The organism is Pseudomonas sp. Tn43, assembly GCF_014192635.1.
Taxonomy (GTDB): Bacteria; Pseudomonadota; Gammaproteobacteria; order Pseudomonadales; family Pseudomonadaceae; genus Aquipseudomonas.
Genome location: NZ_JACHYG010000002.1, coordinates 594694 through 613001 on the forward strand (window position 1 = coordinate 594694; position 18308 = coordinate 613001).

Annotated in this window: 12 protein-coding genes; 6 read left to right on the forward strand and 6 right to left on the reverse strand. The window is 60.7% G+C overall.

All coding sequences use genetic code 11. The annotated features are described in order from the left end of the window. Positions 1-79: 79 nt before the first annotated feature. The 5 genes from FHW68_RS07060 to FHW68_RS07080 all read right to left on the reverse strand — a co-directional run bounded on the left by FHW68_RS07060 (position 80) and on the right by FHW68_RS07080 (position 9183). On the reverse strand, positions 80-3175 hold the full coding sequence (locus tag FHW68_RS07060; RefSeq protein ID WP_183679578.1) for an efflux RND transporter permease subunit: 3096 nt from the start codon (positions 3173-3175) through the stop codon (positions 80-82). Beyond that, entirely contained in the window at positions 3172-4284 is a 1113-nt protein-coding gene (locus FHW68_RS07065; protein ID WP_183679580.1) for an efflux RND transporter periplasmic adaptor subunit, read from the reverse strand. Before FHW68_RS07065 ends, FHW68_RS07060 begins: the two co-directional genes overlap by 4 nt. A 30-nt stretch (positions 4285-4314) precedes the next feature. Beyond that, entirely contained in the window at positions 4315-5829 is a 1515-nt protein-coding gene (locus FHW68_RS07070) for an efflux transporter outer membrane subunit (RefSeq protein ID WP_183679582.1), read from the reverse strand. A 118-nt stretch (positions 5830-5947) separates the two neighbouring features. Beyond that, positions 5948-6163, reverse strand: a complete 216-nt coding sequence (locus tag FHW68_RS07075) for a hypothetical protein (protein WP_183679583.1) — start codon at positions 6161-6163, stop codon at positions 5948-5950. A gap of 122 nt (positions 6164-6285) precedes the next feature. Then, positions 6286-9183, reverse strand: a complete 2898-nt coding sequence (locus tag FHW68_RS07080; RefSeq protein WP_183679585.1) for an AAA family ATPase — start codon at positions 9181-9183, stop codon at positions 6286-6288. Positions 9184-9449: 266 nt separating this feature from the next. On the opposite strand from FHW68_RS07080, the gene FHW68_RS07085 reads away from it, so the two are divergent. After that, entirely contained in the window at positions 9450-11108 is a 1659-nt protein-coding gene (locus FHW68_RS07085) for a bifunctional 3-(3-hydroxy-phenyl)propionate/3-hydroxycinnamic acid hydroxylase (protein WP_183679587.1), read from the forward strand. A gap of 2 nt (positions 11109-11110) precedes the next feature. Further along, positions 11111-11755: a TetR/AcrR family transcriptional regulator gene (locus FHW68_RS07090; protein ID WP_008067041.1), complete on the forward strand. Its 645-nt coding sequence runs from the start codon at positions 11111-11113 to the stop codon at positions 11753-11755. Positions 11756-11779: 24 nt separating this feature from the next. Here the strand turns inward: FHW68_RS07090 and FHW68_RS07095 are convergent, their stop codons facing one another. Then, a complete protein-coding gene (locus FHW68_RS07095; protein ID WP_095631861.1) occupies positions 11780-13015 on the reverse strand; it encodes an NADH:flavin oxidoreductase/NADH oxidase family protein in 1236 nt (411 codons plus the stop codon). Between the two features lie 350 nt (positions 13016-13365). On the opposite strand from FHW68_RS07095, the gene FHW68_RS07100 reads away from it, so the two are divergent. From FHW68_RS07100 to FHW68_RS07115, 4 genes are all read left to right on the forward strand, one after another. Then, complete coding sequence (locus FHW68_RS07100; protein ID WP_095631862.1) at positions 13366-13980, forward strand: TetR/AcrR family transcriptional regulator; 615 nt, start codon at positions 13366-13368, stop codon at positions 13978-13980. Positions 13981-14065: 85 nt separating this feature from the next. Next, on the forward strand, positions 14066-15157 hold the full coding sequence (locus FHW68_RS07105; RefSeq protein ID WP_183679590.1) for a VOC family protein: 1092 nt from the start codon (positions 14066-14068) through the stop codon (positions 15155-15157). Positions 15158-15329: 172 nt separating this feature from the next. Next, positions 15330-16286, forward strand: a complete 957-nt coding sequence (locus FHW68_RS07110; RefSeq protein ID WP_095631864.1) for a fumarylacetoacetate hydrolase family protein — start codon at positions 15330-15332, stop codon at positions 16284-16286. Then, a complete protein-coding gene (locus FHW68_RS07115; RefSeq protein ID WP_183679592.1) occupies positions 16286-18187 on the forward strand; it encodes an acyl-CoA synthetase in 1902 nt (633 codons plus the stop codon). The genes FHW68_RS07110 and FHW68_RS07115 overlap by 1 nt, the downstream gene beginning before the upstream one ends. Positions 18188-18308: the final 121 nt, after the last annotated feature.

Sequence of the window (18308 nt, forward strand, 5' to 3'; positions counted from 1 at the left end):
TTATTTTCAAGAACGATAACGATGCTGAGTAAGCCCTTCTAATAATGGTGAGGTCGGGAACAAAGTGCCACGGCACTCATCACTCAGAAGCGAGTGCGGCATCCCCCCGTACCTGTTGGCTGTCAGCGACCGTTTGGCGACCGACCTTGAACCACGCGGCGTACAACGCTGGGACGAAGAAGATCGTCAGCAGTGTCGCCACCGTAAGGCCGCCCATGATCGCAATAGCCATCGGCCCCCAGAACACACTGCGTGTCAGCGGGATCATTGCCAGCACGGTGGCCAGCGCCGTCAGCATCACTGGACGGGCTCGGTGAATGGCGGCATCCAGCACTGCATTCCACGGGTCGCGCCCTTCGGCGATCTCGGTTTGTACCTGATCGATCAGGATTACCGAGTTGCGCATGATCATGCCGCCCAGTGCGATGATGCCCAGGATTGCGACGAAGCCCAGCGGCGACTGGAACACCAGCAGCGCCGGCACCACACCGATCAGGCCCAGCGGTGCGGTCAGCACCACCATCCACATGCGAGAGAAGCTCTGCAGCTGCAGCATAAGCAACAGCAGGATGCTGATCAGCATCAGCGGAGCCACCGCCAGCAGTGCCTTGTTGGCCTTGTCACTTTCCTCCACCGCGCCGCCCACGTCGATGCGGTAGCCCGATGGCAGCTTCGCTTCGATATCCTTAAGCAACGGCTGGAGCTCCTGCGTCACCGATACGCCCTGTTCGCCATCCTTCACGTCGGCACGCACCGTGATCGCCATGTCGCGGTTGCGGCGCCAAAGCACTGGCTCTTCCAGTTCAGAGCGTACCTGCGCGACTTGCGACAATGGCACCACAGTGCCCTGACGCGTGTAGAGATTGATGTCTTTCAGCGTGTCGAGGCTCAAGCGTTCCTCAGGTATGGCACGGGCGACGATGTCGATCAGGTCCTCTTGCACACGCAGCTGCGACAGGGTTGCGCCGTTCATCACGGTCTGGGTCGCCAACGACACGTCGGCCGGCGTGAGGCCAAGCGCGCTCGCCTTGTCCTGATCAAGTTCCACTTTCAGGGTACGCACCGGGTCGTTCCAGTCGAGTTGGAGGTCGCGCACCTTCGGGTTGGATGCCACCATCTTCTCCACGTCGCGGGCGATTTGGCGCACCACCTGGGTATCGGGGCCGACGACGCGGAACTGCACTGGGTAGCCGACAGGCGGCCCCAACTCGAGCCGGGTCACGCGCACCCACGCCTGCGGGAATTGTTCGTCGGCCGTGGACACTAGCCGCTCACGCACCCGCTCGCGTGCATCCAGGTCCTTGGTCATTACAACGAACTGGGCAAATCCTGGATTCGGCAGCTCAGGGTTGAGCGAGAGATAGAAGCGCGGTGCGCCGGCGCCGGTATAGGCGGTGAAGAAACGCACGTCCTCGTCCTTCGCCAGGATCTCCTCCATGTGCTTGACCTGCTCGGTCGTCGCGGCGAACGAGGCGCCTTCCTTGACGCGCAGGTCAATGACCAGTTCAGGACGCGAACTGTTGGGGAAGAATTGCTGCGGCACCAGCTTGATACAGGCCAGAGCCAGCACCAGAGCGCCAAACGTCGTACCGATGACCACCCATCGACGCTCGATGGCGGCGTCGATCAGTCGGCGCAGGTTGCGATAGAACTTCGTATCGTAAAGATCACCGTGCTGGTGCTTGCCCAAGTCGTTGGGCAGCATCTTGACCGCCAGGTACGGCGTGAAGATGCCGGAACAGATCCACGAAAACAGCACAGCGGCGCCGACGATCCAGAAAATGCCACCGGCGTACTCGCCGGTGGTGGACTGCGAGAGACCGATCGGCAGGAAACCCACGACGGTTATAAGTGCTCCGGTCAGGCGCGGCATGGCGGTGGATTGGTAGGAGAAGGCGGCCGCCTTTACGCGGTCCATGCCGGTTTCCATCTTCGCCACCATCATCTCGATGGCGATGATGGCGTCATCCACCAGCAATCCCAACGCGATAATCAGCGAACCGAGCGAGATACGCTCCAGGTTCCAGCCCATCGCCAGCATTACCAGCGCCACGCCGCCCAGCACCAGCGGCACTGTGGTCGCGACCACGAGGCCGGCGCGCCAGCCCAGGCTGGCGAGGCTCACCGCGATCACGATGATCAGCGCCTCGGCCAGCGCTCGCCCGAAGTCCAGGATGGCATCCTTCACCGTGGTTGGCTGGTCGGCCACGAGTTCCAGCTCCACGCCATGCGCAAGTTCCGACTGGATCTTGGCGACTGCCGTGTCCATCGCCTTGCCGAGGTCGACGATGTTGCCGTCACTGGTCATCGTGATGCCGAGCATCAGCACTGGCTGGCCGTTGTGGCGCACTGTGTAGGTTGGCGGATCCTCAAAGCCACGTGTAACGGTCGCAATGTCGCCGAGCTTGATCAGCCGATCGCCTGCGGAGATGGGTACGTTGCGGATAGCCTCTTCGCTGGCGAACTGGCCGCTCACGCGCACCATGACACGGTCGCCGCGGGTGTCGATCTGACCTGCGGGCAACAGGGCGTTCTGGCTTTTGAGGCTTTCGGCGATGGCCAACGGTGTAATGCCCAGCGCTGCCAGGCGTTCGTGCGAGAACTCAACGTAGACACGTTTGGCTTGCTTGCCGATGACATCGATCTTCTTGACCATCGGCACCTTCAGCATGCGGCGCTTGATGTCCTCGGCCGCGTTCGACAGGTCGGCGTGACCGACACCGTCGCCCTTGACCGCGTACATCAGGCCATACACGTCGCCGTATTCGTCGTTTACGATCGGGCCGATCACGCCGTCAGGCAGCTCGCGGTTCAGGTCGTTGAGTTTCTTGCGCGCCTGATACCAGGCCTCGCGCTGGTCAGCTTTGGAGGTGCCGCCGCGTACGGTGAGCGTCATGCCCGCGTAGCCTTGCCGCGCGTAGGTGACCACCTTCTCGAAGTTGTCGATCTGCTCGAATTTCTTCTCCATGCGGTTGAGGACCTGGTCCTGCATCTGCTGGGCGGTGGCGCCCGGCCAGATGACCATGGCAGTCATGGAGGGCACGGAAAAGTTCGGATCCTCGAGCTGACCGAGCCTGGTGAAGCTGAAGGCGCCGGCCACTGCGACAATGAGGAGCATGAACAGGACGATGGCGCGATGGCGCAGCGCCCAGTCGGTGAGGTTGAAGTTGTTCATCGGGAGGCCTGCTGCGTAATGCTCGCGTCAACAATCGCCGCACCAGGAAGCGCGACCTTCAGTCCGGATGCCATCTTCTGAACCCCTGCGGTAACGACCAATACGCCAGCCTGCGGCCCGGAGATGAGTACCTCGTCGTTGCGGTAGCCCAACACCGCCACCTGCACCAATTCGACGACGCCTATCGGATCCTTGCCCACGGGCGTGACCACCCACAGGGCAGGCTGGCCGCCGCTTTGCGTCAGTGCCGTGGCTGGCACTGCCGCTACCGAAATACTGGTCATCACGCGCTCGGCCGTTACCGTGGCAGTGGCACCCAGCGGCAGCGCCTGCATCGGCTTGAGCCGCGCGCGGTAGGTGCGCGTTTGCGCTGCAGCCTGGGGCGAGAGCTCACGCAGCGTGACATCGAAGATCTCGTTCGGCGCACTGGCCAGCGAGGCCTTGAAGCGCGCCTCCTTGAAGACGGACAACTGATCCTCCGGTACATCGACGACGATCTCGGATTCATCCGGATTCGCGATCGAGACAACCGGTTGGCCCTCAGCCACGACTTGCCCGGCCTCAACGCGAACAGCCGTGACGACACCGCTACGTGAGGCGCGCAGCACGGTGTATTTGAGCCGGTTGCGTGCGAGTTCAAGCTTTCGCGCCTCGGCCTCGGCGGTCGCATGCGCGGTCTGGGCATTTGTATGCGCGCGCTCGTCGTCGGCCGCACTGACCGAACCGTCAGCCTTCAGCGCGGTCAGGCGCTGGCGGTCCGAATCGGCCTGGCGCGTCTGCTCGATGGCAACTGTCCATTGTTGTCGAGACGCTTCTTCAGCGAGGCGGTAGTCGCTGTCATCCAGCACAGCCAATATGCTGCCTTCGCGTACAAACTGGCCTACATCGACGTTGCGCTGGGCGACTTTGCCGCCCACGCGGAAGGCCTGGTCGACTTCATATCGCGACTGTACGGTGCCTACGTAGCGACTGATATCGCGGGCATTGTCGTAGCTGATTTCAACAGTGCGTACCGGTCGTGGTGGCTGCACGGTTGGCTGGTCCGGGCTACACGCGGACAGCATGACGGCTACGGCCAAAGCGCCGGCCGCAGTAAGGGAGGTTTTCAAGGCGGTTCCTCTTTGAAAAACGGCAGTTTCTTAGGAAAGTGATGGACGGTCGGCTTTGGTGGCTGCGGTGGGAGTAGCGGGTTGTTCGAACACCTGCCAGCCCCCGCCCAGTGCCTTGTAGAGCTGCACGCTATCGAGCAGCAGCCGGGTATTGCTGTCGTTGGCATTCAGGCGCACAGCCAGGCGTGCCCGTTGCGCGTCGAGCAGCGGCAACAGGTCGATCTGCCCCCTGTCGTAGAGCGATTGCGCGTGGCTCAGTGCCGCCTCCGCGGACTCGGTGGCCGACTGCAATGACTGGGCACGCTGACGCTCTTGCGTCTGCGTGACGAGGGCGTTCTCCACGTCTTCGAGCGCGCGCACAATGCCGTCCTCGGCGCGCAATAGCGCCTCACGCTGGCCGCTCTCGGCAACCTCGTTGATCGCGCGTGTGCGCCCGGCGTTGAAGATCGGCATCGCGAGTAGCCCGGCCACATTGGTGAAGCGCGCGGCGCCCAGGTCCAGACCGTTCAGCTCAAGACCCTGACGGCCATAGGACGCGCCGAGGAACAGCCGCGGGAACCATTCAGCCGCAGCTTGTTTACGGCGCGCATTGGCGGCATCGAGCTGCGCCATCAGCGCCAATACATCAGGCCGGCGCTGTAGCAGGGTGGCGGGCTGCCCTTTGCGGACCTCGGGCGCCACCGCGTTGCCACGGGAGGGCTGGATGCTCGTGGCGTTAAAGGCCTGATCCCCGATCAGTACCGCGATGCGGTGCCGCGATACGGCTGCCAGCGTCTCCAGCGGTGGGATTTGCGCGCGCGCCGATGCGGCATCGGTTTGCGCACGCTCGACGTCGAAAGAGGTCGCCAACCCTACACGGTGGCGTGCATTAACCAGGCGCAGTGTCTCGTCTTGCGCCGTCGAGATCGCGCGTAATGTTTCGGCCTGGCGTAGCGCGCCGACCAGCGTGAAGTAGTTGCTGGCAATGTCGCTCATCACCAGCAGACGCACGCCGCGCACGCCGTCCTCCGCGGCCAGTGCCTCGGCCTCGGCCGCCGCTGCTCCAGCGCGTAGGCGTCCGCTGAGGTCAAGTTCCCACGAAACGTCCAGACCGGCGCCCACGGTTTCGGTATCTGGATAACCCTGCTTCTTGGCCGTGCTGTAGCCGCTGCTACGGTCGGAGCCGAAGGCGGACATTCCGATACTCGGAAAGAGCCAGGAGCGACTGATCGTCTCTCCGGCACGAGCGGTGCGCACACGCTCGGCGGCGATCTTGATATCACGGTTTTCGTGCATCGCGCGGCGCACCAGATCCGTCAACACCGGGTCCTTGAACGTCTCCCACCACGCGGCTTCGGGTTCCATTTCGGAGGCTGTGCTTGCGGCGAAGCCGGCCGGCAGGTTTACCGACGGCTTGGCGACCTCAGTAGCGCAACCGGTCAAGACCAGCGCGATAGACGCGGCGAGCGCCGCACCCACGATGACGTCGAACAGGCGTTCGGCATGTTGCAGAGGCGTTTGTCCGGCATAGCGGGTCAACGGAAGGGAAGGGGGAAGTCGCAGCATTGGATTGGACTCGTGTAGATTCGAGGTGGCATCAGCGTAAGGCCCGGGTATGCGCGAAGTCGTCAGCAAAACGTCGCCGTTCGGTCGCCATATCGAGTGCTCATTCATGTTGGAGGCGTCACTCGCCGTCGGGATTTGCCGCGTGCTCGTCGGCCGCCGACGTGAGGTCCGAGTCAATCGACTCCAGTAATTCTTCGGCAGACGAAAACTCGCGCTGACGCCCGGTGACCAGGTTTTCAAGGCGGCCCGCGAGGGCTCCGGGCGTGGCATCGCTGCGCAGCTTCAGGACGTACGAGCGACGATTGGGGTACTTGGATTCAGGGTTCAGGCTCATTGCAGTCCAGGGGGCAAGAAAGTTCGACGACAGCGTAGGCCGCCTCCTGGGTCGAGTCGTAAGCGAAAGGTCAGACTTCGGTCGGGACAGCGCCGCTCCCACAAGTTTGCGACCTTAACTCTTCAATCAGGCTTTGCAGCCTGAAGCAGCGAGCGCGCACGTTTCACCAGCTCGGTTCCATCCGTTTCGGGCAGTTGGTCAAGCAGCGCCGCCAGGGCCTGGTAGTCCTCGGTCGTAGCGTCGTGGTGCCCGCACAGTTCGACTAACGCCTGCAGCTCCAGCCACGGCGCTTCCTGAGTGCGCGCCTCCTCAACCGCACGCCGCACCGCAAGGCTGCCGGCATCGGGCCGGCCCTGCGTCCGCGCAATCGCTGCCTCCAGCAGCAACAATTGCGGCAGGTACACGCGCTCGCCCAGTTCTTCCACAACGTGTAAGGCTTCCTGTAGCTCGACTCGCGCGGCGCCGTAATCACCCGCCAGCAGTAACGCCTCGGCGGCGTAGCCGAGTACCTCGCTGGCACCGGAGCGCATGCCGAGTCCGGTGTGTTCGTTGTAAGCCTCGCGGATGCTGCGGTAACCGTCTCGTGGCGCACCGTTACGTGCGTCAGCCCAGCCGCGCCACCAGCGGCAAGCCGTACGCCCCAGTGCGAGCGAATACTCGTCGACCAGCGTTTGCATGTCGTCAGCCAGCGCCGCCACACGCACAGGGTTTCCCATTCGCACCTCGATCAACACCTCCTGCCAGGTGGCGACCAACCAGGTCATAGGCTGGCGAAGCATTTGTGCGCGGGTCCGCGCCAGTTGCATATGAGCTTGGCCTTGCTCAACCAGGCCGGAACGCACGAGTTCTATGGCCAGCATGCCGTGCAGCATGACCTGAGGGTCGGCCGCAAATATTTCGTTCGTCCCGATGTCCAGCGACTCGGCGATTGCAAGTGCGCGCTCAAGCCATCGGCGGGTCGTCCGCGTGCGCCCTTGGAGATGATGCACCTCGCCCTGCACGATGCACGCCACCAGCATCAGTGCTGAATCGTTAGCCTCGCACGAGAGGGCTTCGGCACGTTCCGCTACCGCCAGCGCCAGCGCATAGTCGCCGCGCAGACCGAGCAGATAGCCGAATCCGTGCAGCAGGCGGCCGCGCATCGGATGTTCGGGTACATCCGCTAGCAGCGTGTAGGCGCGTTCGAACGCGTTCCTGGCTTCGCTGCCGACACCGAGCGTATGGAACGCCGACACGCCCTGCAGCGTGGTCAAGGTGATTTCGAGCGTATCGCGCTCCATCCCTGCTGGCGCTTGGCGCAGCAGGACCATCGCGCGCTCGGTGAGACTGATGCACAAAGCCGGGCTGAAGTGCAGTAGCGCGGCTTCCGCAGCCTCGGCGTAGTAATGCAACGCGATCATTGGCTGCTGGGCCCGGTCGAAGTGCGTCGCCAGCTCCGAGGCAGCAACCGGCACGCCGGCCATGCGTTCGCGTTCGAGCGCAGTGCCAACCTGGCGATGAAGGTGGATACGCAATGAGCGCGGCGTGCGGTCGTACAGTACCTGGCGGAAGAGGGCATGGCGGAACGAGTAGGGTAGCTCCACCGTCTCTTCAAGTTCGGCGGCTCGCGACCGCGTGAGCCATACCTGCTCGCGCACCAGTTCCTCGCAGGCGTCGGCCACCGAAGCGAGGTCGCGTTCGAGGGCCTGCGAAACTGTCTCGACCCGGAATTCGACTCCACTTACCGCTGCCGCCGAAAGCAGCGCACGCTGCTCGGGTCCGAGCTTGGTGATGTAGTGATCGATGATGGCCGCGAGGTTCTCGGGAACCGCCATTCCCGCCAGCCGGGCTTCGATGGTGGCATCGTCGTCCGTGGTGTCCATCACTTCACTGATGACTGATGACACGAACAGCGGTACACCGTCGGTGCGCTCGTGCAGGGCTCGCACGAAAGCTTCATCGCGGGCCAGAGAGGCCGAACGCAGCGCGACATAGTCAGCGACCTCGGTTTCCGAGAATGGATCGAGTACCACTTCCTCGCACAGACGTTGCAGGCGCAGTTCGTGGCGCAACGAGTTGAGCGGATGATCGAGCGCCACCACCTCGGCGACGCGAAAACTCGCCAGCCACATAAGCCGGGTGCGGCCCCGTCGTCGCGCCACATAGTCGATGAGCTGGACCGTCGCTCGATCGCTCCAATGCAGGTCTTCGGTTACCAGCAACAGTGGCCGGTGCTCGGTGTAGCGGTCCAACAGTTCGCCCATTTCCCGCAGCATGCGATCCGGACCGATGCCGGCAAGCTCGCGCCGCAACGCGTCCCGCTCTTGCGCGGTGCTCAGCCATGGCAGTTGCAGCAGCCAGGTCGGTGCCACGGCGCGCATCAGCGTCGGCAGGGCGGGGTCACTGCGGCACAGATCGGCCAACGCTTCCAGCACTGGCAGGTACGGCTCGCCGGTGCCGTAGTGCTCCACGCAATGGCCGCGTGCGCAGGCGATGTCGCCAAGACTGGCGAGGAAGTGCTCGATCAACGTGGTTTTGCCAATCCCAGGCTCTCCGGCAAGCCAGATTACTGCGCGTTGCCCTCCGTAAGCCCGTTCCCACGCGCGCTGCAGTTTTGAAAGTTTGTCGGTGCGACCGATGAATGACGGCGACGGATATGCACCGGCCGCCGGCACCGTCGCGGATGCCGGGGGCATCGAAGGGGTAGGGGATGGCGCGGCGATGAAGCGATAGCCGCGCCGCGACACAGTCTCAATGAAGCGGGGCTGCTTGGGGTCATCGCCCAGCACCTTGCGCAGATCGCTGATGGCCGTCTTCAGCACTGAATCGCTGACGAACCTATGCCCCCACACGGCATCAAGCAAGGCATCTTTGGTCACCAGCGACCCAGGCTGGCGCGCAAGTACGCACAGCAGAGTGAAGGGCGTTGGCGCCAACGCCACGGCTTCTCCGTTACGTAACAAACAGGCGTTGGCTTCGTTGAGCTCGAACTCGACGAAGCGGAGCTGGACTGGGTTCGGATGAGGCTGCGCACGCGCCACGTTGGATTCCTGAAGACAAAAATATAGTTTCTAGCACTGAGTCATTACTTCAATAACAACGCTGATCGGCTCGCAAGCCAAGCTTCATCGGTCGGAAAACCGATCCTCGGCATAACCTCAATGACCTTGTTCCTGTGCGGTAATGATCTCGAAAAAGTAATGACGAACATTTCAATATTGAAATATCTCTCAATTTTACATACCTTGGCCTTGCCTGACGATGAGATCTCCACGTCTCACCACTTCAATCACAACAAGGGCTCGAGATGAACAACAACAAAAAAGCTTTGCAATCGCCTCCCGCCGCCGTCGATGTGCTGGTCGTCGGTAACGGCCCGGTAGGGGCGACAATCGCGGCGCTGCTCGGCCGTTATGGCGTGAACACATTGGTGTTGGACAAGACCCATGAGGTTCTCCTGATGCCCCGCGCGATCGCTCTGGACAACGAGGCGCTGCGCATCCTGCAACTCGCCGGCTTGTCGGAAGATGCTTTCGAGAAGATCGTTATCCCCGAAGTGAAGATGCATTCCCCGGTCCTCGGGCAATTCAGTCGAGCCAACACCGCCGGGTGCATCGACGGCCACCCCAAACTGGTGACTTTCTATCAACCCGACCTCGAACACGCGATGCGTAAACAGGTCTGCGGGCTCAAGTCAGTGACCAGCCTGGGTGGCTTCGAGCTCGAGAATCTGGTCGAGGAGCCGGATTGTGTCGTCGCCTCCGTTCGGGACCAGGACGGCCATCTGCATTTCATTCGCGCCCGATACCTGATCGGTGCGGATGGTGCCAGCTCCAGGGTCAGGGCCTTGATCGGTCAGGAGTTCGAAGGACAAACCTATGCAGAGGATTGGCTGATTGTCGACGTAAAAAACCGGCATAAGTCCGCCATTGATCACGTTGAGTTTCTCTGTGATCCAAAGCGCCCAACGCCGCACATGCCCGCTCCTGGCGGAAGAGAGCGTTGGGAGTTCATGCTGCACCCAGGCGAATCCCGGGAAGAGCTGGAAAGCCCGGAAAGCATCGCCCGGCTAATCGCGCCCTGGATCAATCCGCAGGCGCTGGAAATCGAGCGCAAGGCGGTGTATCGATTCCACGCGCGCTGCTGCAACCGATTCAGCAAGGGGCGCGTTTTCCTGGTGGGGGATGCCGCCCACATTACTCCCCCCTTTGTCGGGCAAGGGCTCGTCGCGGGGCTTCGAGATGGCGCCAACCTCGCCTGGAAACTGGCCTGGGTCCTTCACGGCCAAGCCGCGCCTTCAGTACTTGATACCTATGACGTAGAGCGCCGCCCCCATGCCCAGGCGATGATCAATCTGGCAAAACTCATGGGCCGTCTGGTGATGCCGAGAAACAAGGTCGCCGCTTTCTTCATCCATGGCCTGATGCGCACATTGGCGTTGACTCCCGCTACCAGAAAGTACTTCGAACAACTGGACATCAAACCGAAGAACATCTTCAAAAACGGTCTGTTCATGCGTCATCGCCGTGGCGACAAACTGGTGCGTGGCAGCCTGTTTCCCCAGGCCTGGGTTCGCAACACGCAACAGCAGATCCAACTGAGCGACGATGCGCTTGGACACAACCTGACCCTGGTGGGGTTCGGTGTCGATCCGTTGTCGCTGCTGAGCGCTGCCGAGGTCTTTTCCTGGATACAGATGGGAGGTCACTTCTTGCAGATCGGAGCCTGCGGTCAGCGCTCCGACAGCGCTTGCGACTTCATCGAAGACCTGAACCATGACATCCTGCCGCTGGCTGCCAAAGGCACACTTGTCGTGATCCGCCCCGACCGTATCATCATGCACCACGCTCCCGGCGCACAGGCAGGCAGCCTGGTTCGAGACTGCCAGATCCTGATGGGTAGCGCCGACTCCACTGCCGACAACGTTTCCATTACCATCAACGAGCCTCCTCGATTAAGAGCGTAAAGATGCCTTCCCCCATTTTTCCTTCAGAAGCAACTGAGCAAGAGCCTCTCACTCGAGGCCACAAGAAGCGGGAACGCACCCGTCGCGGCCTGGTGGACGCGGCGTTGCGCCTGGTCGCACGCAAGGAAGTGGGGGAGATTGCACTGCTCGATGTCGCCGCGGAGGCCGCGGTCTCCAACGGCACCATCTACAACTATTTTCGAACGCGTGACGAAGTCCTCGAGGCGGTTGGCATCGCCATGGCGAGCGAGTTCTCCGATGCCATTTCCGCCCTGAGCTCGGACGTGCACTGCGGTGCGCAGCGCCTGTCGATTGGCGTGCGCATGTTCATCTGCCGAGCCGCGTACGACCATCAATGGGCTAACGCACTGCTGCGCATCATTCATTCCGATCAGACCATGCGCTCGCGCTTGGCCGCCCATGTGCTGGGCGACCTGCGTGACGGTCTGAGCGCAGGGACTTTCGCTTATGAGGACGAAGGGATTGCCCTGGACATGGTCGTATCGTGCACAACCGGAGCCATGCGTTCGGTTGTCGAAGGGCGTGTAGTGGCGGATCACGATCTGTTGGTTGCGGAAATGATTCTCAAGGCGCTGGGCGTAACGCCTGCAAGAGCCAAGAAAATCGCCGGTAAGCCGCTACCCTAGTCCTGATGTCATCCTCGGCCGGTGCTAAGCCCGGCCAATCCATTGCCGATAGTTCTTCGTCTGGCGACGAGACTTCAGCTGATTGCCGATCAATGCCATGAGTGGCGACGTCCTGGGTTTTGTCTGTTTGCCTTGGCTCAACAAGCCGAGTTGCTTCTTGACCACCGACGCCACGGCAAGCGACGCCAGCGCCTTGTTCTTCCAGGGGACGACGATGGGCTCCACTTCAGTGTCCTGACCTGCCATCCACTGGCTTGGCAGGGCTGGCTCGATTGCCAACGCAGTGGCAAGCCCCACCATCGACACCGAGCCGCTCACCACTCGCTCCGCGACTTCTTTTCTGCGCACACCGCCGGTGACCATCAGCGGCATGCGCGCGATTTCTCCTATTCTTTCCGCGCACTCGAGAAAATACGCTTCTCGAGCCAGGCGGCTGCCATCGCGGGTTTGCCCTTGCATCGCCGGGCTTTCGTAGCTGCCACCGGACAATTCGACCAGGTCGACCGCCTTGGCGTTGAGCATTTCCACCACACGAGCCGCATCCTCGGCATCGAAACCACCGCGCTGAAAGTCTGCTGAATTGAGCTTCACAGCGACGCAAAAGATCGGTGCCACTCGCAGGCGTATCGCATCGATGGTTTGCAGGAGAATTTGCGCGCGATTTTCCAGACTGCCACCCCAACGGTCGCTACGCCGGTTGGTCAAGGGGGAGAGGAATTGGCTGAACAGGTAACCATGCGCTGCATGAATCTCCACGCCGGTGAATCCGGCACGCTCAGCCAGCACTGCAGCCTGGGTATAGCGCTCAATCAGCTCTTCGATCTCCCGCTCCTTCAAAGCCCTGGGTGGCACAAAGGCCTTTGATAGTCCGGGAATGTCGACAGCCACCGCGGAGGGGCCCCGTGCCGATTGCCCCATGGAGGCCAATAGTTGCCGTCCGGGATGATTGATTTGCATCCAGGCCTGGGCTCCGCGACTGCGGCAAGCATCGGCCCAGAGCCTGAATTTGGCCAGGTTCCGATCGTCCTCAAGCACTACGCCAGCGGGGCCGGTCAAGGCGTGCCGGTCAACCATGACGTTGCCAGTGATGATCAGGCCGGCCCCACCGTCCGCCCAACGCCGGTAGAGCCTAACCAGCGCATCCCCTGGAGCGTGATCTTCATTGGCAAGATTCTCCTCCATGGCAGCCTTTGCGATCCGGTTTGGAATCACCATGCCGTTAGGCAAACGAAGCGGTTTGAAGAGCTTTGAGCCGGTCATGTTCTGTCCTTCAGCTGATGAGAATTCGGCCAGCCATCTAAGGGTCATACCGTTTGAGCACCGTCTGTACAGTGCTTGCTCAGGTTCTTGAACTCTTGGTTTGCATCGATGGGCCGGTTTGATGACCTGCCGGGACGGCGAGCCAGAAACACGATATAGCTGAACACGCGTGTTCAGTTGTGTCAATGTGTAAAACCCCGCAACGATCCTGCCATATCCAATCTACCCACCAGTTTTACGTAATAGAAAGGATGTCATTGAGAAAAACGTATTTAATTCAAAAAACGTTGTTGACGTAAACTGAACACAAGTGTTCAATCGAACCATAAGGTAATCCTGGAGAGAGAACCGTGGAATCCCTGAATCCAACACAGCGCCGTATTCATCAAGCCGCCTTTCGCCTGTTCGCTGAAAGAGGCACCTCACAAGTGAACATTCTTGACCTCGCCCAAGAGGCAGGCGTGGCGCGCGGAACGGTCTATAGCAACATCGACAGCATGGAAAGCCTGTTCGAGGCGGTCGCCAGCCATCTCGCCAAGGAGATGCATGAGCGCGTCAACAAGAGCTTCAATTCCCTTTCTGATCCAGCGCAGCGCCTTGCCAATGGCATTCGATTGTTCATTCGTCGAGCGCACGAAGAGTCCCAGTGGGGGGCGTTCATCCATAAATTCGCCATGAGCAATGCTTCGTTGCGCGAAATGTTCAGCAGCCAAGCGACGACGGATCTTCTGAGCGGACTGTCCAGTGGGCGGTACACGTTTGAAAAAGGGCAATTGCTTTCGGTAATGACGCTGATATCGAGCAGTGTCCTGGGCTCGATTTTCCTGGTACTGGAAGGCCACAAAACCTGGCGCGAATCGGGCTCTGACACGGCCGAGCTGGTCTTGCGGGCATTGGGCGTACCGCCCGAAGAGGCTAGGGCGCTGGCGATCACCGAGTTGCCAGCACTGCCTTCGCTCGACTGATTCATTAACCGAGTCAACCAGACGCCCCTGGATTTTCAGGGGTGCGGGGACGGCTTTACCCTGAAAAACCCGGAAAACAAGAACAATGACCCACAAAAATGAAATGCCCCGGTTAGCGACACCACAACCTGCCCGGCATCCGAAGCCGACGGTGAAGGCCCAGGAGTTGACGCACCTGATCTTTCAACGGCCGGACTTGAACGAAGCGGCGCGGTTCCTGACCGACTTCGGCCTGTCGGTCAGTCAGCAGGACGCCGATACGCTTTACCTGCGCGCCACCGCCCCCACTGCTTACTGTTACCGTGTTCATCGTGCAGAACATGCACGTTTTATCGGGTTCGGACTGGCAGTCCAGTCGCTCAAGGATCTGGAAAAACTGACGCGTATCCCAGGCGCGTCATTGGTAGAAAAATCAGAGCATCCTGGTGGTGGGTATTGCGTCAAACTCACCGATCCTTCCGGATTCATCGTGGAAGCTGTTTGCGATCAGACGGCAGGTATAACGCTGGGACACCGGGCTCCTCTTTCCTGGAATCTGGCGCAAGAGCAACCGCGAATCAACGCCACGCAGCGCCCGCCGATCGCTCCGGCTGAAATCCTTAAACTGGGCCACATCGTCATCGAAGTGGCCGACTACCAGGCGACCTGTGCCTGGTATACGAAGCACTTCGGGTTTATTCCCAGCGATGTGCAGGTGCTCCCCGATGGAACACCTATTGTCACCTTTATGCGCCTTGAACTTGGTGACACTCCTGCGGATCACCATACGCTCGCGATAGCGCAAGGGTTCATGGCGACCTATAGCCATAGCGCCTATGAGGTCGTCGATGCAGACGCTGTGGGCATGGGCCAGCGCGTCCTGCGCGAGCGCGGTTGGGTGCACTCATGGGGCATCGGCCGACACATCCTGGGCAGTCAGATCTTCGATTACTGGCAAGACCCTTGGGGCGATAAGCACGAGCATTACTGCGACGGAGATATTTTCACGGCTGCACAGCCTACGGGCATTCATCCCGTGAGCCCCGAGGCAATGGCGCAGTGGGGGCAACGCATGCCCAAGCGTTTTACAAAACCGAAGATGAGCCTGGCCAATCTGCGTGCGCTGTTGCGCAACCTGCGACGCAGTCCGGACTTGAGCATTCGCAAGTTGATAACACTCATGCGGATGTTCGGGTAGAGCCGCCATGTCGGGCAATGCAACCAGATATGGCCGTCGGGATGTGCTCAAAGCCGGCGCCTTGATCGTCGGCGGCTCGTTGGTCTACAGCGTTGCCAGCCCACCCTCAGAACAACACCACAGTTCTCGCGCCGCCGAGCACGGGACAAACGCCGCTCCAGGAGTACCTTCAATGTCTGCTGTACACGTAGTCCGCTTCGAATTTCAGAACGGTATCCACTGGGGCGTGCTACGCCAGGGCCGTATCACGGTTGTCCCCGGTGCTTTTGAAACCACCGGTGATTTCATTCGCGAGAACAGTATCGACGACCTCGCTCAGTTGAAAGGTGCGGAGCTTGCGGAGGGCGAAGTGAAACTGCTGTCGCCGGTGACGCGCAACCAGCAGTTCGTCTGCCAGGGCGCCAACTATCGTCAGCATATGATCGAGTCGGGCATGGACCCGGATGCGAAGAAATTCAACATGATCTTCACCAAGGCGACGAGTTGCCTGGTGGCCGCTGACAGCGACCTGATCAAGCCGCGCACCGTGCGCTTCCTCGACTACGAGATCGAACTGGGGCTGGTGATGAAACGCGCGATCACCGGCGCTGTTGCTGTCACCGACGCCAATCTGCATGAGTTCATTGCAGGCGTCGTCATCGTCAATGACTACTCGGCTCGTGACATTCAGATTCCTCAGATGCAGTTCTACAAGGGCAAGAGCTTCCGCACTTTCGGTCCGGTCGGGCCGTACCTCTGCCTTCTGGATGCCACGAATATTCGTTACCTGAAAGAGCTGCAACTGCGCCTGACGGTCAACGATCAAGTGCGACAGAACGATAGCACGGCCAATCTGGTTTACGGCCCCGCGGAAACCCTTACCGAGCTCTCCTCCGTGCAAGATCTCGCCGTTGGCGACCTTATTGCCACCGGTACGCCTGCCGGCTGTGCGCTCACGGTGCCTTCGCCTGCCAAACAGCGTATTGCGGCCCTGATGCCGGAGGCCACCAAATGGAAGCTTTTCCTCAAGGCGCAGGAAGGTCGGACGCAATACCTCAAGCCAGGTGACGTGGTCGAGGCGCGCATTCGCAGCGCCGATGGTGTGGTCGACCTCGGTGTACAACGCAACCGAGTCGTGGAGCAAGCCTGATGATTGTGCAGACCCTGAGTGACATCGAAAGCCTCGAACAAATCCCCCTGTCGGAACGTGGCCTGGCATCCAGCACTTATGAAGCGCTGCGACAGGCAGCCCGGCGCTCCCCACAGGCACCGGCGCTAAGCTTTTTTGCCGATGCCGCCGATTTCAAGCGCACCTACACATGGAGCTATTCCCAGCTCTTCGGGGATATCACCCGCGCGGCGAATGCTTTCCATGACTTGGGTATAAAGCCGGGCGAGGTCCTTGCCTTTATCTTGCCCAATCTGCCGGAAACCCATTTCACGATATGGGGTGGGGAGGCGGCGGGCATCGTCATGGCGATCAATCCGCTGCTCGAGGCCAAGCAGATAGCTGGCTTGCTGGATGCTGCGAAGGCATCCGTGGTAGTGACGCTCGCACCGACGGCGGGCAGCGATCTGTGGCCCAAACTGGCTTCGCAACTGGATCAGTTGCCCACGGTCAGGTCTGTCGTGTGGGTCAGCATGGAGCCCTATGTCGCCGAACCCGTGCGTGGAGCCCTGAAAGCAGCGGCACTGAAGGAACGAGACTTACACCGAGATATCGCGATCCACGATTGGCAATCGCTGATGAGTACTCAGTCGCACACATACCTGAAGAGTGGTCGGCAAATCCGCCAGAATGAATGCTCCTCCTACATCTGTACGGGCGGCACCACCGGGCTTCCCAAGATTGCCGCACGCAGCCATGGCTCTGAAGTGTTCAATGCATGGGCCGTAGCCGCTCATTTGCAGCCACGCAGTGGTGGCCAGGTCATCTTTTGTGGCCTGCCGCTGTTTCATGTCAATGGACAACTGGTGACGGGGCTGGTGCCTTGGACTCAAGGCGACCATGTGATCCTCGGCACACCTCATGGCTATCGTGGCGAGGGGGTGATCCCACGATTCTGGGAGATGGTCGAGCACTTCGGTATCAACTTCTTTTCCGGCGTGCCAACTGTCTACGCTGCGCTTCTGCAAAATGAATGGCAGGGCTGCGACCTGTCCAGTCTTCGCTATGCGATGTGTGGTGCCGCCCCCATGCCGGCTGAGCTTTTCCGGGAGTTCGAGCGCCGGACCGGGGTAAAGATCCTTGAAGGCTACGGGCTGACGGAGGGCACCTGCGTTTCCTCGATCAATCCGCCCCATGGCGAGCGCCGTGTCGGCTCCATCGGGATACGGATCGCCTACCAGCGTATGCGCGCGGTCGTGCTCGATGATTCTGGAGATTACCTGCGCGACGCCAACGTGGATGAAATCGGCCTCATCACGGTCAGTGGTCCGAACCTCTTCGAGGGCTATCTGGAGGAGCGTCATAACCAGGGCCTTTGGATCGATATCGACGGTCAGCGCTGGCTGAATACGGGCGATCTGGGTCGCCAGGATGCGCAGGGTTACTTCTGGCTGACCGGACGCAAGAAGGAGTTGATCATTCGCGGCGGCCACAACATTGATCCCAAGCAAATCGAGGAGGCTTTGCAGACGCATCCCGCCGTCGCCTTGGCCGCTGCAATCGGCAGCCCCAATGCCTACTCGGGCGAGGTGCCAGTCGCCTACGTTCAACTGCGTCCCGGGCAAGTCTGCAACGCCGAAGAACTTGAGGCATTCGCTCATCTCAACATCAGTGAGCGGGCAGCAGTCCCCAAGCGCATTGAAATCCTCGATGCGTTGCCACTGACTGCCGTGGGCAAGATATTCAAGCCTGCTTTGCAACAGCGGGAGATTGCCAAAGTAGTCCAGGAAGAGGTGGAGCGCCTGGGGCTTTCGAATATTGCTGTTGAGGTCGTGCAGGACAATCGCCGTGGGCATGTCGCCTGCATCCGGGCCGGAACTACCCAGGAAGTCCTGGCTCCGCTCTTGGGGCGTTATAGCTTTCAAACCGAATGGCTTAATTGAGTCTCTGATTCGCGTGCCCTGGCGCTGTTCAGTCAGGGCTTTTTACACAACTTCGATCAATTCCAACCGGCACTGAAAAGTGCACAGGAAGGCGAAGCCTTGCCTGCGTGCAATCAACAAA

Bases quoted from the DNA above. Each gene is read 5' to 3' on its own strand.
- FHW68_RS07060 (WP_183679578.1), bottom strand. From the start codon at position 3,175: ATGAACAACTTCAACCTCACCGACTGGGCGCTGCGCCATCGCGCCATC.
- FHW68_RS07070 (WP_183679582.1), bottom strand. From the start codon at position 5,829: ATGCTGCGACTTCCCCCTTCCCTTCCGTTGACCCGCTATGCCGGACAA.
- FHW68_RS07075 (WP_183679583.1), bottom strand. From the start codon at position 6,163: ATGAGCCTGAACCCTGAATCCAAGTACCCCAATCGTCGCTCGTACGTC.
- FHW68_RS07085 (WP_183679587.1), top strand. From the start codon at position 9,450: ATGAACAACAACAAAAAAGCTTTGCAATCGCCTCCCGCCGCCGTCGAT.
- FHW68_RS07090 (WP_008067041.1), top strand. From the start codon at position 11,111: ATGCCTTCCCCCATTTTTCCTTCAGAAGCAACTGAGCAAGAGCCTCTC.
- FHW68_RS07095 (WP_095631861.1), bottom strand. From the start codon at position 13,015: ATGACCGGCTCAAAGCTCTTCAAACCGCTTCGTTTGCCTAACGGCATG.
- FHW68_RS07105 (WP_183679590.1), top strand. From the start codon at position 14,066: ATGACCCACAAAAATGAAATGCCCCGGTTAGCGACACCACAACCTGCC.
- FHW68_RS07110 (WP_095631864.1), top strand. From the start codon at position 15,330: ATGTCTGCTGTACACGTAGTCCGCTTCGAATTTCAGAACGGTATCCAC.
- FHW68_RS07115 (WP_183679592.1), top strand. From the start codon at position 16,286: ATGATTGTGCAGACCCTGAGTGACATCGAAAGCCTCGAACAAATCCCC.